This window comes from Pseudomonas sp. P65(2024), from assembly GCF_057480955.1.
Map to the genome: position 1 here is coordinate 504,494 of NZ_JBLIYX010000001.1, position 22,368 is coordinate 526,861.

Sequence of the window (22,368 nt, forward strand, 5' to 3'; positions counted from 1 at the left end):
AGGTGATTTCCATGGCGGAACAACTATCCACAAGTAAGTGCGATTCACCATTACTCCAGGCATTCGTCGACAACCGCAGCATCCTGGTGAAGATCGCCGCGCGCATCACCGGTTGCCGCTCCCGCGCCGAGGATGTGGTGCAGGACGCCTTTTTCAGGCTCAGCGCCGCCCCGCAGATCACCTCGTCCTTCAAGGCCCAGCTCAGCTACCTGTTCCAGATCGTGCGCAACCTGGCCATCGATCACTACCGCAAGCAGGCCATGGAGCTGAAATACACCGGCAGCGAAGAGGAAGGGATGAATGTGGTCATCCAGAATGCCTCGCCCGAGGCCACCCACATCAATCTCGCCACCCTGGAACACATCGCCGACGCCCTCGACGAGCTACCCAAACGCACCCGCTACGCCTTCGAGATGTACCGCCTGCATGGCGTGCCGCAGAAGGACATCGCCAAGGAGCTGGGCGTGTCGCCGACGCTGGTCAACTTCATGATCCGCGATGCGCTGATCCATTGCCGCAAGAGCAGCCGCCTGGGCTGAAACCGCCATCGCAGGGCAAATCTCCAGTTCCTCGCGTCGCGAAAGGGCCGCTACAGGCACGTTTGCCTCGGACCCTGCACAATCCTGCACACTCATTACTGAATACGCGGCGGCTTCGTCGAAATTTAGTCGTGCGGGGCTTCGACGGTGATCTTGTAGGGCTGGAAGATGCGCAGCAGCTCGCCATTTTCCCGCAACTGACGCAACAAGCCGGCAAAGGCTTCGGGGCTGATGGAAGCCCCTGGACGCAGCAAGGCGTAGTGATGGTAGACCTGATCGACCCGTTGCGACGCCAGCAACTGCCCGGCGCTGTCCGGGTTGCGCTTGAGGAAGTCACTGAGGTACGAGCGGGTGACCAGGGCGATGTCAGCACGCCCACGCTCGACCATGTTGAGGTTGCTGTCGTGGGAGTAAGTCAGCGTGGCACGGTAGCGCTTCTTCAACCAGGCCGGGTCCGCGTTGAAATCGGCAAAGGCATAGTGATAGCCATTGAACAGCGCCAGGCGCTTGCCCTCAAGATCGTCGAAGTAATGCTGGTCACGCCCTGACTGCTGGCGGCTGACGAAGATCTCGGCATCCTCCAGCCCCATGTCCACCGCCTTGTGCTCGATCTCCTGCCAGCCCCACTGCGGATTCTCGAAGATCGCCATGTCGGTGCGGCCCTGCTGGAAATCGCCGAAGCGCCGGGGAATCGAGGTGGGCACCAGGACGAAACGGTACAAGGACTGCAAGCGGTTCAGCGACTCCACCAGCTGCGGCAGCAGACCGGTGTCGGCGCCCTGCTCCGGACGCACGGTGTAGGGCGGGAAATGCGCGGCCCCGATCTTCACTTCCCGCACCACCTCGGCCTGTGCCGCGGCATTCAGCAAAACCGTCGCGAACAGCAACAGGAAGGACGACAGCTTGGCACTGGGCAGTGGAATCAAGTCGGGACACTCATCACGGGTAAGGGCCTGAATGCGCCTAAGCTAGGCGTTTTCCCGCACGGGCACAACCGCCGAATATGCCAAAGTGCCAGGGGATGTCGTGAACCTCGAGTTTGGCTACGCTCTACTGGCCCGCGCACGCGCCCCGGCAAGTGCGCAGGTTTTTCTGCATTGATAGGGAGCCTGGCATGGGCCACTGGTTGGTGATCGACCTGGAAGCCACTACCGACGACGGCGGCTGGCCGGTCACGGAGATGGAAATCATTGAAATCGGCGCAAGCCTGGTCACCCGCGACGGGCGCGAGGTCGACCACTTCCAGCGCTTCGTGCGGCCCCGGCGGCGGCCGCAGTTGACCTCCTTCTGTCGCGAGCTGACCCATATCGGCCAGGCCGAGGTCGATGCCGCCGCGCCCTTCCCGGAAGTCTGGGCCGCGTTCGAACGCTGGCTGGGTCATCACCAGGCACAATTGCAGGCCTGGGTAAGCTGGGGCGACTACGACCGCAAGCAACTGCTGCTGGAATGGCAGACGCACCATGTGCGCAGCCTGCTGGAGCAACTGCCGCACATCAACCTCAAGCAACGCTTCGCCAAGGCCCGCCACCTGCAGCGTCCGGCAGGCCTGAACAGCGCCCTGCAACTGGCCGGCCTGCAGTTTGCCGGGCAACAGCACCGGGCCCTGGAAGACGCCCGCAACACCGCACGCCTGCTGCCCCTGAGCCTGCCGCCAAGCAGCACCTGAAACAGATGACGCAGGGGCGGGCCTTGGGCATACTGGCCAGCCCTTTTTTCAGTCCTTTTTCAGGAGTCGCCCGATGTTCAAGGTCAATGAGTACTTCGATGGCACCGTCAAGTCGATCGCCTTCGAAAGCAAGGAAGGTCCGGCCACCGTGGGTGTGATGGCCCCGGGCGAATACGAGTTCGGCACCGCCAAGCGCGAGATCATGCACGTAGTCTCCGGCGCCCTGAGCGTGAAGCTGCCAGGTAGCGACAACTGGGAAACCTTCAACGCGGGCGACAAGTTCAACGTGGCCGCCGACAGCAAGTTCCAACTGAAGGTGGCCGTGGATACCGCTTACCTGTGCGAGTACCGCGACTGAGCTGAGGCCCTCATCGCGGGGCAAGCCCGCTCCCACGAAGAGCGGGCTTGCCTCGCGATGGCTACACCCGCAGGAAAGCCGCCACTCGCTGCGCCGCCGCCTGCATGTGCTGCTCATGACTGAACCCTGACGCCTTCAACGGCTTGAGGTCATGATCGGCCGCCACCAGCCAGCTCACCTCGATCGCCGGCGATAGCGCATACCCCGCCACCGCCTCACGATTGCCCAGGGCATCCCGCTCGCCCTGCACGATCAACGTTCGCGTATGCAGCCCGGCCAAGTGCTCCACGCGTGGCTTTTCAGGCTTGCCCACGGCATAGAACGGATATCCCAGGCACACCAGCGCATCGGCGCCCAGTTCGTCCGCCACGAGACTGGCCATGCGTCCGCCCATGGACTTGCCACCGACAGCCAACCGCCCTGCGACCAATGGTCGCAGCTGGTCGTAGACAGTCCGCCAGCATTCAAGCAACACCTTCTGCGGATTGGGCGGCCGCTTGCCGCCGCTCAGACGCCGCTCGGCCATGTAGGGGAACTCGAAGCGCACCACCCCTACCCCTTGCCCCGCCAGCCTTTGCGCCATGTCCTCCATGAACCCGCTGTCCATTGGCGCACCGGCGCCGTGGGCCAGGATCAGGCAGCTGGAAATGCCACGATCCTGCGGAATTTTCGGAGGATCGCAGCGCAAGCCTGGGACATTTCCGATCTTCGCCCATTGATCCCCGTCAATACCGGCACTTTGCCCATTAATCATGCTTGCCTCGCTGTCTAGCCTGCCTATAACCGTGGATGGGAACCCATACATGAACACAACCAGCAGTACCGCCTACAACTATCAGGTGGTCCGCCAATTCGCCATCATGACGGTGGTGTGGGGCATCGTCGGGATGGGGCTCGGCGTCTTCATCGCCGCCCAGCTCGCCTGGCCCGCCTTCAACCTCGACCTGCCGTGGACCAGCTTCGGCCGCCTGCGACCCTTGCACACCAACGCGGTGATCTTCGCCTTCGGCGGCTGTGCCCTGTTCGCCACCTCCTATTATTCGGTGCAACGCACCTGCCAGACCACCCTGTTCGCGCCACGCCTGGCCGCGTTCACCTTCTGGGGCTGGCAACTGGTGATCCTGCTGGCGGCGATCAGCCTGCCGCTGGGCTACACCAGCACCAAGGAATACGCCGAACTGGAATGGCCGATCGACATCCTGATCACCATCGTCTGGGTGGCCTATGCCGTAGTGTTCTTCGGCACGCTGATGAAGCGCAACACCAAGCACATCTACGTGGGCAACTGGTTCTTCGGCGCCTTCATCCTCACCGTGGCGATCCTGCACATCGTCAACAACCTGGAAGTACCGGTCAGCCTGACCAAGTCCTACTCGCTGTACGCCGGCGCCACCGATGCCATGGTGCAGTGGTGGTACGGCCACAACGCCGTGGGCTTCTTCCTGACCGCCGGCTTCCTGGGGATGATGTACTACTACGTGCCCAAGCAGGCCGAGCGCCCGGTGTATTCGTATCGCCTGTCGATCGTCCACTTCTGGGCCCTGATCACCCTGTACATCTGGGCAGGCCCGCACCACCTGCACTACACCGCGCTGCCGGACTGGGCGCAGTCGCTGGGCATGATCATGTCGCTGATCCTGCTGGCGCCAAGCTGGGGCGGCATGATCAACGGCATGATGACCCTCTCGGGCGCCTGGCATAAGCTGCGCAGCGACCCGATCCTGCGCTTCCTGGTCGTCTCGCTGGCGTTCTACGGCATGTCCACCTTCGAAGGCCCGATGATGGCCATCAAGACGGTCAACGCCCTGTCCCACTACACCGACTGGACCATCGGCCACGTCCACGCCGGCGCCCTCGGCTGGGTGGCGATGATCTCCATCGGCGCGCTGTACCACACCATCCCGAAAGTGTTCGGCAAAGAGCGCATGTACAGCCTTGGGCTGATCAACGCGCACTTCTGGCTGGCCACCATCGGCACCGTGCTCTACATCGCCTCGATGTGGGTCAACGGCATCGCCCAGGGCCTGATGTGGCGCGCGGTCAACAGCGACGGCACGCTGACCTACTCGTTCGTCGAAACCCTGGTGGCCAGCCACCCAGGCTTCGTCGTGCGCTTCGTCGGCGGCGCGATCTTCCTCAGCGGCATGTTCCTGATGGCCTGGAACACCTGGCGCACCGTGCGTGCCCCGGCCGCCGAGCAAGCCCCCGCCAACGCCCAGCTGGCTTGAGGAGTAGAGCCTGATGAACCATGAAGTCGTTGAGAAAAACATAGGCCTGATGGCCCTGCTGATGGTATTCGCCGTCAGCATCGGCGGCCTGACCCAGATCGTCCCGCTGTTCTTCCAGGACGTCACCAACAAGCCGGTCGAGGGCATGAAGCCCTACACCGCCCTGCAACTCGAAGGCCGCGACATCTACATCCGCGAAGGCTGCGTGGGCTGCCACTCGCAGATGGTCCGGCCATTCCGCGCCGAGACCGAGCGCTACGGCCACTACTCGGTGGCCGGCGAGAGCGTATGGGACCATCCGTTCCTGTGGGGCTCCAAGCGTACCGGTCCGGACCTGGCCCGCGTCGGCGGCCGCTACTCGGACGACTGGCACCGCGCGCACCTGTACAACCCGCGCAACGTGGTACCGGAATCGAAGATGCCGTCATACCCATGGCTGGTGGCCGCGCAGGTCGACAACAGCCACACCGACGTCAAGATGCGCGTCCTGCGCGGCCTCGGCGTGCCCTACAGCGACGACGACATCGCCGGCGCGAAGGACGCGGTCAAGGGCAAGACCGAGATGGACGCACTGGTCGCCTACCTGCAGGTGCTCGGCACCGCGATCAAGAACAAGAGGTGAGTGCGATGGAAATGGACATCGGCATGATCCGCGGCCTGGGCACCCTGGTGGTGATGATCGCCTTCATCGGCCTGTCGCTCTGGGTGTTCAACCGTCGCCGCGACCGTGATTTCGCCGAAGCGCGCCTGCTGCCCTTCGTCGACGACCGCCTGCCCCCCGCCGGGCAGGAACCTGCCGTATTGAGGAGTACCCAGCAATGACCACCTTCTGGAGTACGTACATCAGCGTACTGACCATCGGCAGCCTGATCGGCCTGACCTGGCTGCTGCTCGCCACCCGAAAAGGCCAGAGCAGCGACACCACCGACCAGACCATGGGCCACAGCTTCGACGGCATCGAGGAGTACGACAACCCGCTGCCCAAGTGGTGGTTCTGGCTGTTCGTCGGCACCCTGGTGTTCTCGGTCGGCTACCTGATCCTCTACCCGGGCCTGGGCAATTGGAAAGGCATCCTGCCTGGCTACGAGAATGGCTGGACCCAGGTGGACGAGTGGCAGAAAGAGATGGACAAGGCCGACGCCAAGTTCGGCCCGATCTTCGCCAAGTATGCCGCCATGCCGGTTGAGGAAGTGGCCAAGGATCCACAGGCGTTGAAGATGGGCAGCCGGCTGTTCGCCTCCAACTGCTCGGTGTGCCACGGCTCCGACGCCAAGGGCTCCTACGGCTTCCCCAACCTGACCGACAACGACTGGCGCTGGGGTGGCGAGCCGGAGACCATCAAGGCCTCGATCATGAACGGCCGCCACGGCGTCATGCCGGGCTGGTCCACGGTGATCGGCGAGCAGGGCGTGGCCGATGTGGCAGCCTTCGTGCTGACCAACCTCGATGGCCGCAGCCTGCCGGAAGGCGTCAAGGCCGACCCGGCCAAGGGCCAGGAAATCTTCGCCACAAACTGCGTGGCCTGCCACGGGCCTGAAGGCAAGGGCACCCCGGCCATGGGCGCGCCGAACCTGACCCATCCGCAGGCGTTCATCTACGGCTCGAGCTTCGCCCAGCTGCAGCAGACCATCCGTTACGGCCGTCAGGGCCAGATGCCGGCGCAGCACGACATCCAGGGCAACGACAAGGTCCACCTGCTGGCGGCCTATGTGTATAGCCTGTCGCAAGAGCAAGCAGCAGAAACGGTAACCGCCAAGTAAAACCCCGTGGGAGCGGTAGTGCGCCGCTCCCACGACTCCCTCCCTCGCCCCTCCCCGCCTTGCACCCCCTCCGAACGCAACTAAGCTTGTTGCCACAGTGGCTCCGCTCGCAGCGACCGGAACAGACGTGGTGCACAGCCTGACATCACGCATCGACTCCACGCTCACGAGCCTGCGGCTTTGGGATGACGCCTTGCGTGCCCGTCCCGATCAAAAAGCTTGACCGAACGATCAGAAAAACATGGAAAACGGTACACATTACAAATATTTATTTGTGTACAATCATCCAGCCCAAAAACCGCGGGACGGCGGTGAGAAGGGCCTGGACACGGGTCGGCGCAGGTTTCCTTGCGTTGCCATAACCCTGGTGGTTATCGATACTGGCGCCGATTTACCAACCAACAAGAACACCCAAACCGTGGAACCTTAGAATGAGCACTGCAATCAGTCCGACTGCTTATAACTATAAGGTCGTCCGCCAGTTCGCCATCATGACGGTGGTCTGGGGGATCCTTGGCATGGGGCTTGGCGTCTTCATCGCCTCGCAACTGGTATGGCCCCAGCTCAACCTGGACCTGCCATGGACGAGCTTCGGCCGCCTGCGCCCACTGCACACCAACCTGGTGATCTTCGCCTTCGGTGGCTGCGCCCTGTTCGGCACCAGCTACTACGTGGTGCAGCGTACCTGCCAGACCCGGCTGATCTCCGACAGCATGGCCGCCTTCACCTTCTGGGGTTGGCAGGCGGTGATCGTCGGCGCGCTGATCACCCTGCCGATGGGCTTCACCACCACCAAGGAATACGCCGAGCTCGAGTGGCCGCTGGCGATCCTGCTGGCCATCGTCTGGGTCACCTACGCCCTGGTGTTCTTCGGCACCATCGTCAAGCGCAAGACCAAGCACATCTACGTCGGCAACTGGTTCTACGGCGCGTTCATCGTGGTCACCGCGATGCTGCACATCGTCAACCACATCTCGCTGCCGGTGAGCCTGTTCAAGTCCTACTCGGCCTACGCTGGCGCCACCGACGCGATGATCCAGTGGTGGTACGGGCACAATGCCGTGGGCTTCTTCCTGACCACCGGCTTCCTGGGGATGATGTACTACTTCGTCCCGAAACAGGCCGAACGCCCGATCTACTCCTATCGCCTGTCGATCGTGCACTTCTGGGCGCTGATCACCCTGTACATCTGGGCCGGCCCCCACCACCTGCACTACACCGCACTGCCGGACTGGGCGCAGTCACTGGGCATGGTGATGTCGATCATCCTCCTGGCGCCGAGCTGGGGCGGCATGATCAACGGCATGATGACCCTCTCGGGGGCCTGGCATAAGCTGCGCACCGACCCGATCCTGCGCTTCTTGGTGGTGTCGCTGGCGTTCTACGGCATGTCCACCTTCGAAGGCCCGATGATGGCCATCAAGACGGTCAACTCACTGTCGCACTACACCGACTGGACCATCGGCCACGTCCACGCCGGCGCCCTCGGCTGGGTGGCGATGATCTCGATCGGCGCGGTCTACCACATGATCCCGAAACTCTACGGCCGCGATCAGATGCACAGCGTCGGCCTGATCAACGCGCACTTCTGGCTGGCCACCATCGGCACCGTGCTGTACATCGCCTCGATGTGGGTCAACGGCATTACCCAAGGCCTGATGTGGCGCGCCATCAACGACGACGGCACCCTCACCTACTCCTTCGTCGAAGCCCTGCAGGCCAGCCACGCGGGTTACATCGTCCGCGCCCTGGGCGGTGCGTTCTTCGCCTCCGGCATGCTGCTGATGGCCTACAACGTGCTGCGTACCGTGCGCGCCGCCAACCCGGTTCAGGCTGAGGAAGCCGCCAAGATCGTCGTCGTGGGAGCCCACTGATGAAGCATGAAGCAGTCGAGAAGAATATCGGCCTGATGGCCTTCTTCATGGTCATCGCCGTCAGCGTCGGTGGCCTCACCCAGATCGTCCCGCTGTTCTTCCAGGACGTCACCAACAAGCCGGTCGAGGGCATGAAGCCACGTACCGCGCTCGAGGTCGAGGGCCGCGACATCTACATCCGCGAAGGCTGCGTGGGTTGCCACTCGCAAATGATCCGGCCGTTCCGCGCCGAGACCGAACGCTACGGCCACTACTCGGTGGCCGGCGAGAGCGTGTGGGACCACCCGTTCCTGTGGGGCTCCAAGCGTACCGGGCCCGACCTGGCCCGCGTCGGCGGCCGCTACTCGGACGACTGGCACCGCGCCCACCTGTACAACCCGCGCAACGTGGTACCGGAATCGAAGATGCCGTCGTACCCGTGGCTGGTGGAAAACAAGCTCGACGGCAAGGACACCGCCAAGAAGATGGAAGTGCTGCGCACCCTGGGCACGCCGTACACCGACGAAGACATCGCCGGCGCCCGTGACGCGGTCAAGGGCAAGACCGAGATGGACGCCATCGTCGCGTACCTGCAAGGCCTTGGCACCCTCATCAAAAGCAAACGGTGACACTGATGGATATCGGGATGATTCGCGGCCTGGGCACCGTCGTGGTGCTGGTGGCCTTCGTGGGCCTGGCGCTGTGGGTGTTCAGCCCGCGGCGCAAGCAGGAATTCGACGAAGCGACGCAATTGCCGTTCGCGGACGATCCAGAAGCCACCCGCCACGTCGAGCAAGCAAAAGCTTCTAGGAGCAAACAACAATGACAACCTTCTGGAGTCTGTACGTCACCGTCCTGACCCTGGGCACCATCTTCGCCTTGACCTGGTTGCTGCTGTCGACCCGCAAGGGCCAGCGCGAAGAGATCACCGACGAAGTCGTCGGCCACGCCTTCGACGGCATCGAGGAGTACGACAACCCGCTGCCGAAATGGTGGTTCTGGCTGTTCGTCGGCACCGTCGTCTTTGCCCTCGGCTACCTGGTGCTGTACCCGGGCCTGGGCAACTGGAAAGGCATCCTGCCGGGCTATGCCTACGTCGACAACGACAAGAAGACCGAGTTCTCCAACGGCCAGGCCGGCTGGACCGGCGTGCACGAATGGGAAAAGGAAATGGCCAAGGCCGACGCCCGCTTCGGGCCGATCTTCGCCAAGTTCGCCGCCATGCCGCTGGAGGAGGTGGCCAAGGACCCGCAGGCCCTGAAGATGGGCGCTCGCCTGTTCGCCTCCAACTGCTCGGTATGCCACGGTTCCGACGCCCGGGGCGCCTACGGCTTCCCCAACCTGACCGACAACGACTGGCGTTGGGGCGGTGAGCCGGAGACCATCAAGACCACCATCATGAACGGTCGCCACGGCGTGATGCCAGGCTGGGCCTCGGTGATCGGCGAACAGGGCGTGGCGGACGTGGCGGCCTTCGTGCTGACCAACCTGGACGGGCGCAAGCTGCCCGAGGACGCCAAGGCCGACCCGGCCAAAGGCCAGCAGATCTTCGCCACCAACTGCGTGGCCTGCCACGGCCCCGAGGGCAAGGGCACCCCGGCCATGGGCGCGCCGAACCTGACTCATCCGCAGGCGTTCATCTACGGCTCGAGCTTCGCCCAACTGCAGCAGACCATCCGCTATGGCCGTCAGGGACAGATGCCGGCCCAAGCGCAGATGCAGGGCAACGACAAGGTCCACCTGCTGGCGGCCTACGTCTACAGCCTGTCGCACCAGGAGCAACAAGAGCCAAAAGCCGAGTGATGGGTCAACAGTGGGAGCGGCGGTGCGCCGCTCCCACGTTCATTCGAGCATAAAACGAGCCGAAACTGACCTGAATCAATTGACACCCGCCATAACACGATTCACACCACGAACCCAACGCGACTAAAGGTCGCAGCGCGCCCCGCACGCGCCATCTCAGGCGTATCATGGGCCGCAGAGCGCTAGCAGAACGCGCGAGACTGCGGCCGGCACGCACTGGCCGCGGCATTTCTCCACTGCCGTGGGACTTGATGATGAGCAAGCAAATTCCGGTACATGACGTCACCCCGCCTGCCAGCAAAGGGAAGGATTCCGTCGACCTCTACGCCTCGCGCGAAAAAATCTACACCCGCGCCTTCACCGGCATCTTCCGCAGGCTGCGGATGGTCGGTGGCGCGGCGCTGTTTTTGCTGTACTTCGGCACCGTCTGGCTGAACTGGGGCGGCCACCAGGCCGTCTGGTGGAACCTGCCCGAACGCAAGTTCTACATCTTCGGCGCCACCATCTGGCCCCAGGACTTCATCCTGCTCTCGGGGATCCTGATCGTCGCCGCCTTCGGCCTGTTCTTCATCACCGTGTATGCAGGGCGGGTCTGGTGCGGCTACACCTGCCCGCAAAGCGTCTGGACCTGGGTGTTCATGTGGTGCGAAAAAGTCACCGAGGGTGATCGCAACCAACGCATGAAGCTGGACAAGGCGCCCATGAGCGCCAACAAGTTCCTGCGCAAGCTGGCCAAGCACAGCCTCTGGCTGCTGATAGGCTTCGTCACCGGCATGACCTTCGTCGGCTACTTCTCACCGATCCGCGAGCTGGCCATCGAGTTCTTTACCGGCCAGGCCGATGGCTGGGCCTACTTCTGGGTCGGTTTCTTCACGCTGGCCACCTACGGCAACGCCGGCTGGCTGCGCGAGCAGGTGTGCATCTACATGTGCCCGTACGCGCGCTTCCAGAGCGTGATGTTCGACAAGGACACCCTGATCGTCTCCTACGACCCGCGCCGCGGCGAGACCCGCGGCCCGCGCAAGAAGGACATCGACTACAAGGCCAAGGGCCTGGGCGACTGCATCGACTGCACCATGTGTGTGCAGGTCTGCCCCACCGGCATCGATATCCGTGATGGCTTGCAGATCGAGTGCATCGGCTGCGCCGCCTGCATCGACGCCTGCGACAGCATCATGGACAAGATGAACTATCCCAAGGGCCTGATCAGCTATACCACCGAGCACAACCTGTCCGGGCAGAAGACCCACATGCTGCGCCCGCGCCTGATCGGCTACGCCCTGGTGCTGCTGGTGATGATCGGCGCCTTGGTCACCGCTTTCGCCACCCGTTCGCTGATCGGTTTCGACGTGGCCAAGGACCGCGTGCTGTACCGCGAGAACGCCCAGGGGCGGATCGAGAACGTCTACAGCCTGAAGGTGATGAACAAGGACCAGCACGACCACGTCTACGTGCTCGACGCCGCTGGCCTGCCCGACCTCAAGCTCGAAGGCCAGCGCGAGATACGCGTCACCGCCGGCGACATCGTCAACTTGCCGGTGCAGTTGTCGGTCGCCCCTGAACAACTGCCCTCGACCACCAACGAAATCACCTTCATCCTCAAGGACGCCGACGACAGCGCCAACCAGGTTGAAGCCAAGAGCCGTTTCATCGGCCCACAGATCCGCTGAGAGAGAACATCGACAATGCCTGCAGCCACCGCCGCCAGCCCCTGGTACAAGCACCTCTGGCCCTGGATCATCATCGGCATCCTGGCCACCTCGGTGTGCCTGAGCCTGACCATGGTCAGCATTGCCGTGCGCAACCCGGACAACCTGGTCAACGACAACTACTACGAGGCCGGCAAGGGCATCAACCGCTCGCTGGACCGCGAGCTGCTGGCACAGACCCTCAACCTCAAGGCCAGCGTGCACCTGGACGAGCTGACCGGCGAGGTGGAGGTGCGCCTGACCGGCAACAGCGACCCGCAGACGCTGGAACTGAACCTGATCTCGCCGACCCAGCCGGACAAGGACCGCAAGGTGCCGCTGATCCGCGCCGAGCAAGGCCGCTATGTCGGCCAGCTCGACGACAAGGTCCAGGGGCGGCGCTTCGTCGAGCTGCTGGGCAGCCAGGATGAGCATGTGTGGCGGTTGTTCGAGGAGGAGAAGGTCGAGCATGGGGTGACCTTGCAGCTGGGGGATGAAGCGCTGCAAGGGGCCGAGCACCAGTAACGGCGATATCACCAAACCTCGTGGGAGCGGGCTTGCCCCGCGATGGGGCCGGGCCTGAAAACGAGTATCCCGGGCCCATCGCGGGGCAAGCCCGCTCCCACGAGCCCGCACCGGCAAGAAGAGATGTCGATGACCCACCCCACCCCCTGCTACCACTGCGCCCTGCCCGTCCCCGCCGGCAGCCGCTTCACCGCCGTGGTCCTCGGCGAGCCGCGGCAACTCTGCTGCCCCGGCTGCCAGGCAGTGGCCGAGTCCATCGTCGCCGGTGGCCTGGAGCACTACTACCAGCACCGCAGCGACACCAGCGCCAACCCCGAGGCCCTGCCCCGCCAGCTCCAGGATGAACTGGCGCTGTATGACCGCAGCGACGTGCAGCAATCCTTCGTGCGCCATGCCGGCGAGCTGGCCGAAACCATCCTGATGGTCGAGGGCATCAGCTGCGCCGCCTGCGGCTGGCTGATCGAGAAGCACCTGCGCAACCTGCCCGGCGTCGACGACGCCCGCCTCAACCTGTCCAACCACCGCCTGCTGGTCAGCTGGGACGACCAGCAACTGCCGCTGTCCAGGTTGCTGGCCGAGCTGCGCCAGATCGGCTATGCAGCCCACCCCTACCAGCCCGACCAGGCCGCCGAACAGCTGGCCCGGGAGAACCGCGGCGCCCTGCGCCGCCTGGGCGTGGCCGGGCTGCTGTGGTTCCAGGCGATGATGGCGACCATGGCCACCTGGCCGGAATTCAATATCGACCTGTCGCCCGAGCTGCACACTATCCTGCGCTGGGTCGCGCTGTTCCTCACCACCCCCATCGTGTTCTACAGCTGCGCGCCGTTCTTCAAAGGCGCGGCCCGCGACCTGCGCACCCGCCACCTGACCATGGACGTCTCGGTGTCGCTGGCCATCGCCCTGGCCTACTGCGCCGGGATCTGGACCGCGATCACCGGCAGCGGCGAGCTGTACTTCGACACCGTCGGCATGTTCGCCTTGTTCCTGCTCACAGGCCGCTATCTCGAACGCCGCGCCCGCGAGCGCACCGCGGCAGCCACCGCGCAACTGGTCAACCTGTTGCCGGCCTCGTGCCTGCGCCTGGACGCCAACGGCCAGGGCGAGCGCATCCTGCTCGGCGAACTGCAGTGCGGCGACCGGGTGCAGGTGCTGCCTGGCGCGGTGATCCCGGCCGACGGGTTGATCGTCGACGGCCGCTCCAGCGTCGACGAATCGCTGCTGACCGGCGAATACCTGCCCCTGGCGCGCCGCGTTGGCGACCGGGTGACCGGCGGCACCCTCAACGTCGAGAGCACCCTCACCGTCGAAGTCCAGGCCCTGGGCCAGGACTCGCGCCTCTCGGCCATCGTCCGCCTGCTGGAGCGCGCCCAGTCGGAAAAACCGCGCCTGGCGGAAATCGCCGACCGCGCCTCGCAGTGGTTCCTGCTGTTCACCCTGGTGGCCGCCGCCGTAATCGGCGTGGTCTGGTGGCAACTGGATGCGCCACGGGCGTTCTGGATCGTCCTGGCCATGCTGGTCGCCACCTGCCCCTGCGCCCTGTCACTGGCCACGCCGACCGCCCTCACCGCGGCCACCGGCAGCCTGCACAAGCTCGGCCTGCTGATCACCCGCGGGCATGTGCTGGAGGGGCTGAACCAGATCGACACGGTGATCTTCGACAAGACCGGCACCCTCACCGAGGGCCGCCTGGCCCTGCGCAGCGTGCGACCGCTGGGCCAGCTGGACAGCGACCAGTGCCTGGCGCTGGCCGCCGCCCTGGAAAACCGCTCCGAGCATCCCATCGCCCGCGCCTTCGGCCGCGCCGCCCAGGCCGCCGAAAGCGTCAATGCCATGCCAGGGTTGGGTCTGGAAGGCGAGTTGGCCGGCCAGCGCCTGCGCATCGGCCAGGCCGCCTTCGTCTGCGCCCTCAGCGGCGCCGAGGTCCCCGCCGTGCCGGAGCCGCGCGGGCAATGGCTGCTGCTGGGCGATCGGCAAGGGCCGTTGGCCTGGTTCGCGCTGGACGACCGCCTGCGCGACGACGCCCAGGACCTGGTGACCGCCTGTAAAGCCCGTGGCTGGCAAACACTGCTGCTGTCCGGCGACAGTTCACCGATGGTCGCCGAGGTGGCCGCGCAGCTGGGCATCGACCAGGCGATCGGCGGCCTGCGCCCGGACGACAAGCTCGCTCGCCTCAAGGCCCTGCAAGGCGAGGGCCGCAAGGTGCTGATGCTCGGCGACGGCGTCAACGACGTGCCAGTGCTGGCCGCCGCCGACATCAGCATCGCCATGGGCAGCGCCACCGACCTTGCCAAGACCAGCGCCGACGCGGTATTGCTGTCCAACCGCCTGCAAGCGCTGGTACAGGCCTTCGACCTGGCCCGCCGGACCCGCCGCAATATTGTCGAGAACCTGCTCTGGGCGACGCTGTACAATGGCCTCATGCTGCCGTTCGCCGCGCTCGGCTGGATCACCCCGGTGTGGGCGGCAATCGGCATGTCGGTCAGCTCGCTGATCGTGGTGCTCAACGCCCTGCGCCTGACCCGGCTGCCCGCCGATGCGGCGCCGGCCGCGCGCGAGCCGGCGTCGCTCGAAAGGAAACCGCTATGCCCGCCCTCTACGTGATGATTCCCGCCGCCCTGCTGCTGGTCGGCGTTGCCGTGTACATCTTCTTCTGGGCGGTGGACAGCGGCCAGTACGACGACCTCGAAGGCCCGGCCCACAGCATCCTGTTCGATGACCAGGATCCGCGCCATCAGGCCGCCGTGAAGCCCGGGGACGAACAGCCCGACGACCAGGACCCCTCGCCACGTGCCTGAACTGATTCCGCTCCTGGGCTCGGCGCTGGTCCTGGGCCTGCTCGGCGGCGGCCACTGCCTGGGCATGTGCGGCGGCCTGATGGGCGCCCTCACCCTGGCCATCCCACCCGAGCAGCGTGGCCGGCGCCTGCGCCTGCTGCTGGCCTACAACCTCGGGCGCATCCTCAGCTATGCCGCCGCCGGCCTGCTGCTGGGCCTGGCCGGCGTGGCGCTGGCCAGCAGCCCGCTGGCCATCGGCTTGCGCGTCATCGCGGCGCTGCTGTTGATCTGCATGGGTCTGTACCTGGCCGGCTGGTGGAACGGCCTGACCCGTATCGAGGCGCTCGGCCGCGGCCTGTGGCGCCATGTGCAACCCGTGGCCACCCGACTGCTGCCGGTGTCCAGCCTGCCTCGCGCCCTGCTGCTGGGCGCCCTGTGGGGCTGGCTGCCGTGCGGGCTGGTATACAGCACCCTGTTGTGGGCGGCGAGCCAGGGCGATGCGCTGCACAGCGCGGCGCTGATGCTGGCGTTCGGCATCGGTACCTGGCCGGTGCTGCTGGCCACGGGGCTCGCGGCGGAGCGCGTCGGCGCCCTGTTGCGCAAGCGCGGCGTGCGCGTGGCCGGGGGCGTGCTGGTTATCCTGTTTGGTTTGTGGACGTTGCCTGGGCCGCACCAGCACTGGTTGATGGGACACTGATCGCGGGGCAAGCCCGCCCCCACGCCAGCCCCGCGACGGTCGCCAACTCACCTTGATACAAATCAACACGACTTCTTACATCCGCCCCTAGACTCCGGACACTGCAGCTCTATCCGGGGACCACCCACATGCTCGACGACCTACGCTGGGACGCCGACCTGATTCGTCGCTACGATCTGGCCGGGCCACGCTACACCTCCTATCCGACCGCCGTGCAACTGCACGGCGAAGTGGGCTCGTTCGACCTGCTTCACGCCCTGCGCGAAAGCCGCCGCGCCACGCGCCCGCTGTCGCTCTACGTGCACGTGCCGTTCTGCGCCAACATCTGCTACTACTGCGCCTGCAACAAGGTCATCACCAAGGACCGTGGCCGCGCCGCACCCTACCTGCAGCGCCTGGAGCAGGAGATCCAACTGGTCGCCTGCCACCTCGACCCGAAACAGGTGGTCGAGCAGCTGCACTTCGGCGGCGGCACGCCGACTTTTCTCAGCCATGTGGAACTGCGCCAGCTGATGGCCACCCTGCGCCAGCACTTCCACCTGCTGGACGACGATTCTGGCGACTACGGCATCGAGATCGACCCGCGCGAGGCCGACTGGTCGACCATGGGCCTGTTGCGCGAACTGGGCTTCAACCGCGTCAGCCTCGGCGTGCAGGACCTCGATCCGGCCGTGCAACGCGCGGTCAACCGCCTGCAGAGCCTGGAGCAGACCCGCACCCTGATCGAGGCGGCGCGCACCCTGCAGTTCCGCTCGATCAACCTCGACCTGATCTACGGCCTGCCCAAGCAGACCCCGGAAGGCTTCGCCCGCACCGTCGAGGAAGTGATCCGCCTGCAGCCCGACCGTCTGTCGGTCTTCAACTACGCACACCTGCCCGAGCGCTTCATGCCCCAGCGGCGCATCGACAGCGCCGACCTGCCGGCGCCGGCGGCCAAGCTGGAAATGCTCCACGCCACCATCGACCAACTGACTGCCGCCGGCTACCGCTACATCGGCATGGACCACTTCGCCCTGCCCGACGACGAACTGGCCATCGCCCAGGAGGAAGGCACCCTGCAGCGCAACTTCCAGGGCTACACCACCCACGGCCACTGCGACCTGATCGGCCTGGGCGTGTCGGCAATCAGCCAGATCGGCGACCTGTACTGCCAGAACAGCAGCGACCTCAACACCTACCAGGACACCCTTTCCACCGCCCAGCTGGCGACCCAGCGCGGCCTTTTGTGCAACCAGGACGACCGCCTGCGCCGGGCGGTGATCCAGCAACTGATCTGCCACTTCGAACTGGATTTCGAGGCGATCGAGCAGGCCTTCACCATCGATTTTCGCGGCTATTTCAAAGAGCTGTGGCCGCAGCTGCAGGCCATGCAGCGCGACGGCCTGATCAACCTGGACGCCAAGGGCATCCGCATCCTGCCAGCCGGCCGCCTGCTGGCGCGCTCGGTATGCATGGTGTTCGACGCCTACCTCGCGCAGCAGAATCGCCAGCGTTTCTCCCGGGTGATCTGAGGCGATTGAGGCGTTTCACCACATGGACAGCCCGCCTTTCGAGGCACACTATGGACAGTTGAACGGTAGCGGAACACCCCTTCCCTGCCGCCGCTAGCGTGCACCAAAAATGCGCACACTGGCCTACAGCCCATGCCGCAGGTTATCCTTACGGCTTATGTGTGCTTTCCCACAAGGATCGAAAGAAATGTCCGAGCCAGTAAAACTGCGCCCACACAACCAGGCCCACTGCAAGGATTGCAGCCTGGCCCCCCTGTGCCTGCCCCTGTCCCTGAACCTGGAAGACATGGATGCACTGGATGAAATCGTCAAACGCGGTCGCCCGTTGAAGAAAGGCGAGTTCCTGTTCCGCCAGGGTGACAATTTCGGCTCGGTCTATGCGGTTCGCTCTGGCGCCCTGAAAACCTTCAGCCTCAGCGATGCCGGCGAAGAACAGATCACCGGCTTCCACCTGCCCAGCGAGCTGGTCGGCCTGTCGGGTATGGACACCGAGGCCTATCCGGTGTCGGCCCAGGCCCAGGAAACCACCTCGGTGTGCGAGATCCCCTTCGAGCGCCTCGACGAACTGTCGGTGCAACTGCCGCAGCTGCGCCGCCAGCTGATGCGGGTGATGAGCCGCGAGATCCGCGACGACCAGCAGATGATGCTGCTGCTGTCGAAGAAGACCGCCGACGAGCGCATCGCCACCTTCCTGGTCAACCTGTCGGCGCGCTTCCGCGCCCGCGGCTACTCGGCCAACCAGTTCCGCCTGAGCATGTCGCGCAACGAGATTGGCAACTATCTGGGCCTGGCGGTGGAAACCGTGTCGCGGGTGTTCACACGCTTCCAGCAGAACGGCCTGCTCAAGGCCGAGGGCAAGGAAGTGCACATCCTCGACCCGATCCAGCTGTGTGCGCTGGCCGGTGGTGCGCTCGAAACCTGATCGCCGCGTGAACAGGGTATACTGGCGCCGAGTTTTTCCAGGATACCCGCCCATGCACAGCGACACCTTCGACCTCAAAGCCCTGATCCGCCCGGTAGTGGACTTCCCCAAGCCGGGCGTGATCTTCCGCGACATTACCCCGCTGTTCCAGTCGCCGCGCGGACTGCGCTATGTCGCTGACCAGTTCATCGAGCGCTATGTCGAGGCCGAGTTCAGCCATATCGGTGCCATGGACGCGCGGGGTTTCCTGATCGGCTCGATCATCGCCCATCAGTTGAACAAGCCGCTGATCCTGTTCCGCAAACAGGGCAAGCTGCCGGCCGACGTGTTGAGCGAGGGTTACCAGACCGAATACGGCGAGGCCTTCCTGGAAGTGCACGCCGACAGCCTCTGTGAAGGCGACTCGGTATTGATCTTCGATGACCTGATCGCCACCGGCGGCACCCTGCTGGCCGCAGCCAACCTCGTGCGCCGCACCGGTGCCCAGGTGTTCGAGGCGGCGGCGATCATCGACCTGCCGGAACTGGAAGGTTCACGCCGCCTGCAGGCGGCCGGGGTGCCGACCTTCTGCCTGACCGAGTTTTCCCTGAGCGAATACTGAGTTCGCCTTCAGAACAATCGCGGGGCTACAGCCAGCCCTTTCAAGGTGCTGAAAATTGGCGTCCGACTTGGAATTGCCGGGGCTGCTTTGCAGCCCCGGCAATGTTGAGCTGGAAACGTCATATCTCAAAAATCGCAAGACCTTGAAAGGGCTGGGTCTTACAGCGAAATCGGCCTGCGCCCGGCAAAGGCGTGCGCCAGCGTCCCGCCATCCACCAGCTCCAGCTCCCCACCCAACGGCACGCCATGGGCAATGCGCGTGGCGGTCAGGCCCTTCTCGGCCAGCAACTGGGCGATGTAGTGGGCAGTCGCCTCCCCTTCCACCGTGGGGTTGGTGGCCAGGATCACCTCGCTGAAGGTGCCCTGCTCTTCGATCCGCGCCATCAACTGCGGAATGCCGATCGCCTCCGGCCCCAGGCCATCGAGCGGCGACAGGTGTCCCTTGAGCACGAAGTAGCGGCCGCGATAACCGGTCTGCTCCACCGCGTACACGTCCATTGGCCCTTCCACCACGCACAGCTGGCTGTCGTCGCGGCGCGGATCGGCGCACTGCGGGCACAGCTCCTGCTCGGTCAGGGTCCGGCACTGGCGGCAGTGGCCGACGCCTTCCATGGCCTGGCTCAGGGCCTGGGCCAGGCGCGTGCCACCGCTGCGGTCGCGCTCGAGCAGCTGCAAGGCCATGCGCTGGGCGGTTTTCTGGCCGACGCCGGGCAGGATGCGCAGGGCGTCGATCAGTTGGCGGATCAGGGGGCTGAAGCTCATCTCGGCGGGCCGTCCAATTTCAGGAAACACAATGAACAAGGGAGCAACGTCCCACAGGTCGTTGCTCCCCGGTGTGAAGCGATCAGCCGATCAGAACGGCATCTTGAAACCAGGCGGCAGTTGCATGCCGGCGGTCATGCTGCCCATCTTGTCCTGGCTGTTCTGCTCGATCTTGCGCACGGCGTCGTTCAGCGCGGCGGCGATCAGGTCCTCGAGCACTTCCTTGTCGTCCTCGTCGGTCGACATCAGGCTCTGGTCGATGCTGACGCGCTTGACGTCGTGGCGACCGGTCATCACCACGCTGACCAGGCCACCGCCGGACTGGCCGGTGACTTCCGCGTTGGCCAGCTCTTCCTGCATCTTCTGCATCTTTTCCTGCATCTGCTGGGCCTGCTTCATCAGGCCGGCCATGCCACCTTTCATCATGGGGGTATACCTCGATTGGGTCATGTGATGCGGCCCCGCACAGGCGGGCCGCATGGTTATCCGTTATTGGCCCTGGCTGGCCAGGGCATCTACAGGCTCAATAGTATCCTGCCTGACCGTCGCGCCGAACTGCCGGATCATCTGCTGGATGAGCGGATCCTGCTCGATCGATACGACGGCGTCATGCTGGCGCTCGGCGCGCTTGCGCGAGGCCGCCTGGGCCGGCGTTTCCTGCTCGGGGCGAATCAGCTCGATCTTCAGGCGGATCTCGCGGCCCAACTGTTGGTTGAGCGCCTCATTCAGTCGGCGCTGCTGGGTCGAGTTGAACAGCGCGCCCTGCCCCGGGTCCAGGTGCAGCAGCCAGTCATCACCATCAGCGGCGATCAGCGTACAGTTTGCGGCGATGTTGCCTGTCATACCGGAGACAGGCAACTGTGGGAATAATTCCAGCCATTGCAGGGCCAGCCCGGTCGCCGGCATGGCCGCCGGCAGCGGCTCCGGCGCCTGGACGGGCGCCTCTTCCTGCACGTGCTCGGCCAGCTCATCCAGGTAGCTGAAGCCGGCCGGGTCGCTGTCGGGCGTGTAGTAGTCCTCGTCTCCCGGCGGCTCGTCGTCACGCTCCATGCCCGCCGGGCTGTAGGCCGACGGATCGAACGGCGGCTCGTCGTAGTCCGGCTGCGGGTTGGCGGCTTCGACCGCAGGTGCAGGCTCGGGCGGCTGCTCGGGTGCAACCGGCGCCGGCGCGGCAACGGGCTCCTCCCACGGCAGGTCGATGACCTCCTCGACGGGCTGCGGCTGTGGCTCGGGCTCTGGTTCCGATTGCGGCGCCTCGACAACCTCGGCAACGACCGGCACTTCGACGACTGGCGGCTCGGGCTGCTCGGGTGACTCAGCCATGGGCACCGGCGCGACCGCTTCAGCGACAGGGCTGGCGACAGCGGGCGGCGCCACGGCCACAGCCGCCGCTGCCACCGGTTGGGCCGGATCAGCTGTGGCCTGGCTGATCCCCAACGGCTTTAGTAGCGGCTTCGGCGCATCGTCGGTGTCGGCCGGGCGGAACGCCAGCATGCGCAGCAGGACCATCTCGAAGCCGCCACGCGGGTCCGGCGCCAGCGGCAGGTCGCGACGGCCGATCAGGCCCATCTGGTAATAGAATTGCACATCCTCGGCCGGCAGGGCCTGGGCCAGCGCCAGCACGCGTTCACGGTCGCCCTGGCCGTTGTCAACCGCCTCGGGCAGGGCCTGGGCGATGGCCACCCGGTGCAACACATTGAGCATTTCCGACAGCACGCCGTTCCAGTCCGGCCCTTGTTCGGCCAGGTCGCGCACCGCCTCCAGCAATGCCCGGGCATCACCTTCAAGCAACGCCTGCAGCACCCCGTACACCTGGCCATGATCGAGCGTGCCGAGCATCGCCCGCACGTCGGCGGCCAGCACCTTGCCCTCGCCAAAGGCGATGGCCTGGTCGGTCAGGCTCATGGCATCGCGCATCGAGCCATCGGCGGCGCGGCCGAGCAGCCACAGGGCATCTTCCTCGAACGGCACGTTCTCGGCGCCCAGCACATGGGTCAGGTGCTCGACCACCCGTTCCGGGCTCATGTTCTTCAGCGAGAACTGCAGGCAGCGCGACAGGATGGTCGCCGGCAGCTTCTGCGGGTCGGTGGTGGCGAGGATGAACTTGACGTAGGGCGGCGGCTCTTCCAGCGTCTTCAACAAGGCGTTGAACGAGTGGGTGGAGAGCATGTGCACTTCGTCGATCAGGTAGACCTTGAAGCGCCCGCGGCTCGGCGCGTACTGCACGTTGTCGAGCAGTTCGCGGGTGTCCTCGACCTTGGTGCGACTGGCGGCGTCGATCTCGATCAGGTCAACGAAACGGCCTTCGTCGATCTCCCTGCACACCGAACAGGTGCCGCACGGCGTGGAGGTGATGCCGGTCTCACAGTTCAGGCACTTGGCGATGATCCGCGCGATGGTGGTCTTGCCCACGCCCCGGGTACCGGTGAACAGGTAGGCGTGGTGCAGGCGCTGGTTGTCCAGGGCGTTGATCAAAGCCTTGAGCACATGGGTCTGGCCGACCATTTCGCGGAACGAGCGCGGACGCCATTTACGTGCAAGAACCTGATAACTCATCAAAAAACCATCGTGACCGGAGCGGGCGGAAAGAGCGCTAATGCTAGCGGAGCGGGGCCGAAATTGCACCCTGCCGATCTCGTCTAAGCTCATAGGCGGGCACACCAGCGGCAGATCAGGGAGGAT

At 65.0% G+C, this 22,368-nt stretch carries 24 protein-coding genes; 19 read left to right on the forward strand and 5 right to left on the reverse strand.

Annotated elements, in window-relative coordinates:
- Positions 1-11: 11 nt before the first annotated feature.
- A complete protein-coding gene (locus AC25MA_RS02350; protein ID WP_028692886.1) occupies positions 12-539 on the forward strand; it encodes an RNA polymerase factor sigma-70 in 528 nt (175 codons plus the stop codon).
- A gap of 125 nt (positions 540-664) precedes the next feature.
- Here the strand turns inward: AC25MA_RS02350 and AC25MA_RS02355 are convergent, their stop codons facing one another.
- Positions 665-1,465 (reverse strand): substrate-binding periplasmic protein, encoded by an 801-nt coding sequence (locus AC25MA_RS02355; protein ID WP_028692885.1) that lies wholly within the window; start codon positions 1,463-1,465, stop codon positions 665-667.
- 188 nt (positions 1,466-1,653) lie between these two features.
- Here AC25MA_RS02355 and AC25MA_RS02360 point away from each other — a divergent pair, with 188 nt between their 5' ends.
- Both AC25MA_RS02360 and ppnP read left to right on the forward strand, forming a co-directional pair.
- Positions 1,654-2,205: a 3'-5' exonuclease gene (locus AC25MA_RS02360; protein ID WP_028692884.1), complete on the forward strand. Its 552-nt coding sequence runs from the start codon at positions 1,654-1,656 to the stop codon at positions 2,203-2,205.
- A 73-nt stretch (positions 2,206-2,278) separates the two neighbouring features.
- The gene (gene ppnP, locus AC25MA_RS02365) at positions 2,279-2,563 is read left to right on the forward strand and encodes a pyrimidine/purine nucleoside phosphorylase (protein WP_028692883.1); all 285 of its coding nucleotides are present in this window, start codon (positions 2,279-2,281) and stop codon (positions 2,561-2,563) included.
- A 61-nt stretch (positions 2,564-2,624) separates the two neighbouring features.
- Here ppnP and AC25MA_RS02370 read toward each other — a convergent pair whose 3' ends face one another.
- A complete protein-coding gene (locus tag AC25MA_RS02370) occupies positions 2,625-3,317 on the reverse strand; it encodes an alpha/beta family hydrolase (RefSeq protein WP_028692882.1) in 693 nt (230 codons plus the stop codon).
- 49 nt (positions 3,318-3,366) lie between these two features.
- Here AC25MA_RS02370 and ccoN (AC25MA_RS02375) point away from each other — a divergent pair, with 49 nt between their 5' ends.
- The 16 genes from ccoN (AC25MA_RS02375) to AC25MA_RS02450 all read left to right on the forward strand — a co-directional run bounded on the left by ccoN (AC25MA_RS02375) (position 3,367) and on the right by AC25MA_RS02450 (position 18,925).
- Positions 3,367-4,791: a cytochrome-c oxidase, cbb3-type subunit I gene (gene ccoN, locus AC25MA_RS02375; protein WP_028692881.1), complete on the forward strand. Its 1,425-nt coding sequence runs from the start codon at positions 3,367-3,369 to the stop codon at positions 4,789-4,791.
- 13 nt (positions 4,792-4,804) lie between these two features.
- On the forward strand, positions 4,805-5,413 hold the full coding sequence (gene ccoO / locus AC25MA_RS02380) for a cytochrome-c oxidase, cbb3-type subunit II (protein ID WP_028692880.1): 609 nt from the start codon (positions 4,805-4,807) through the stop codon (positions 5,411-5,413).
- Positions 5,414-5,418: 5 nt separating this feature from the next.
- A complete protein-coding gene (locus tag AC25MA_RS02385) occupies positions 5,419-5,613 on the forward strand; it encodes a cbb3-type cytochrome oxidase subunit 3 (protein ID WP_028692879.1) in 195 nt (64 codons plus the stop codon).
- Positions 5,610-6,551 carry a cytochrome-c oxidase, cbb3-type subunit III gene (ccoP, locus tag AC25MA_RS02390; RefSeq protein ID WP_028692878.1) on the forward strand — a complete coding sequence of 314 codons (942 nt, stop codon included), beginning with the start codon at positions 5,610-5,612 and terminating at the stop codon, positions 6,549-6,551. Before AC25MA_RS02385 ends, ccoP (AC25MA_RS02390) begins: the two co-directional genes overlap by 4 nt.
- 431 nt (positions 6,552-6,982) lie before the next feature.
- The gene (ccoN, locus tag AC25MA_RS02395) at positions 6,983-8,425 is read left to right on the forward strand and encodes a cytochrome-c oxidase, cbb3-type subunit I (RefSeq protein WP_028692877.1); all 1,443 of its coding nucleotides are present in this window, start codon (positions 6,983-6,985) and stop codon (positions 8,423-8,425) included.
- A complete protein-coding gene (gene ccoO, locus AC25MA_RS02400) occupies positions 8,425-9,033 on the forward strand; it encodes a cytochrome-c oxidase, cbb3-type subunit II (protein ID WP_028692876.1) in 609 nt (202 codons plus the stop codon). Before ccoN (AC25MA_RS02395) ends, ccoO (AC25MA_RS02400) begins: the two co-directional genes overlap by 1 nt.
- Positions 9,034-9,038: 5 nt before the next feature.
- Positions 9,039-9,230, forward strand: coding sequence for a CcoQ/FixQ family Cbb3-type cytochrome c oxidase assembly chaperone (locus AC25MA_RS02405; RefSeq protein ID WP_028692875.1), 192 nt, complete (start codon positions 9,039-9,041; stop codon positions 9,228-9,230).
- On the forward strand, positions 9,227-10,207 hold the full coding sequence (ccoP, locus tag AC25MA_RS02410) for a cytochrome-c oxidase, cbb3-type subunit III (protein WP_062362508.1): 981 nt from the start codon (positions 9,227-9,229) through the stop codon (positions 10,205-10,207). Before AC25MA_RS02405 ends, ccoP (AC25MA_RS02410) begins: the two co-directional genes overlap by 4 nt.
- Positions 10,208-10,461: 254 nt before the next feature.
- Positions 10,462-11,877, forward strand: coding sequence for a cytochrome c oxidase accessory protein CcoG (gene ccoG, locus AC25MA_RS02415; protein WP_069017297.1), 1,416 nt, complete (start codon positions 10,462-10,464; stop codon positions 11,875-11,877).
- Between the two features lie 15 nt (positions 11,878-11,892).
- The gene (locus tag AC25MA_RS02420) at positions 11,893-12,420 is read left to right on the forward strand and encodes a FixH family protein (RefSeq protein ID WP_069017296.1); all 528 of its coding nucleotides are present in this window, start codon (positions 11,893-11,895) and stop codon (positions 12,418-12,420) included.
- Between the two features lie 129 nt (positions 12,421-12,549).
- Positions 12,550-15,021, forward strand: coding sequence for a heavy metal translocating P-type ATPase (locus tag AC25MA_RS02425; RefSeq protein ID WP_486971762.1), 2,472 nt, complete (start codon positions 12,550-12,552; stop codon positions 15,019-15,021).
- Positions 15,003-15,215, forward strand: a complete 213-nt coding sequence (gene ccoS / locus AC25MA_RS02430) for a cbb3-type cytochrome oxidase assembly protein CcoS (RefSeq protein ID WP_062574686.1) — start codon at positions 15,003-15,005, stop codon at positions 15,213-15,215. Before AC25MA_RS02425 ends, ccoS begins: the two co-directional genes overlap by 19 nt.
- On the forward strand, positions 15,208-15,891 hold the full coding sequence (locus AC25MA_RS02435) for a sulfite exporter TauE/SafE family protein (RefSeq protein WP_062362519.1): 684 nt from the start codon (positions 15,208-15,210) through the stop codon (positions 15,889-15,891). Before ccoS ends, AC25MA_RS02435 begins: the two co-directional genes overlap by 8 nt.
- A 128-nt stretch (positions 15,892-16,019) precedes the next feature.
- A complete protein-coding gene (hemN, locus tag AC25MA_RS02440; protein ID WP_028692868.1) occupies positions 16,020-17,402 on the forward strand; it encodes an oxygen-independent coproporphyrinogen III oxidase in 1,383 nt (460 codons plus the stop codon).
- Positions 17,403-17,589: 187 nt separating this feature from the next.
- Positions 17,590-18,324 (forward strand): Crp/Fnr family transcriptional regulator FnrA, encoded by a 735-nt coding sequence (gene fnrA / locus AC25MA_RS02445; protein ID WP_088851748.1) that lies wholly within the window; start codon positions 17,590-17,592, stop codon positions 18,322-18,324.
- A 52-nt stretch (positions 18,325-18,376) separates the two neighbouring features.
- Positions 18,377-18,925 carry an adenine phosphoribosyltransferase gene (locus AC25MA_RS02450; RefSeq protein WP_028692867.1) on the forward strand — a complete coding sequence of 183 codons (549 nt, stop codon included), beginning with the start codon at positions 18,377-18,379 and terminating at the stop codon, positions 18,923-18,925.
- Positions 18,926-19,083: 158 nt separating this feature from the next.
- Here the strand turns inward: AC25MA_RS02450 and recR are convergent, their stop codons facing one another.
- The 3 genes from recR to dnaX form a co-directional block, all read right to left on the reverse strand.
- Complete coding sequence (gene recR, locus AC25MA_RS02455) at positions 19,084-19,686, reverse strand: recombination mediator RecR (protein ID WP_186596120.1); 603 nt, start codon at positions 19,684-19,686, stop codon at positions 19,084-19,086.
- Positions 19,687-19,776: 90 nt separating this feature from the next.
- Positions 19,777-20,112 carry a YbaB/EbfC family nucleoid-associated protein gene (locus AC25MA_RS02460; protein ID WP_028692865.1) on the reverse strand — a complete coding sequence of 112 codons (336 nt, stop codon included), beginning with the start codon at positions 20,110-20,112 and terminating at the stop codon, positions 19,777-19,779.
- A gap of 63 nt (positions 20,113-20,175) precedes the next feature.
- Complete coding sequence (gene dnaX / locus AC25MA_RS02465; protein ID WP_088851747.1) at positions 20,176-22,242, reverse strand: DNA polymerase III subunit gamma/tau; 2,067 nt, start codon at positions 22,240-22,242, stop codon at positions 20,176-20,178.
- Positions 22,243-22,368: the final 126 nt, after the last annotated feature.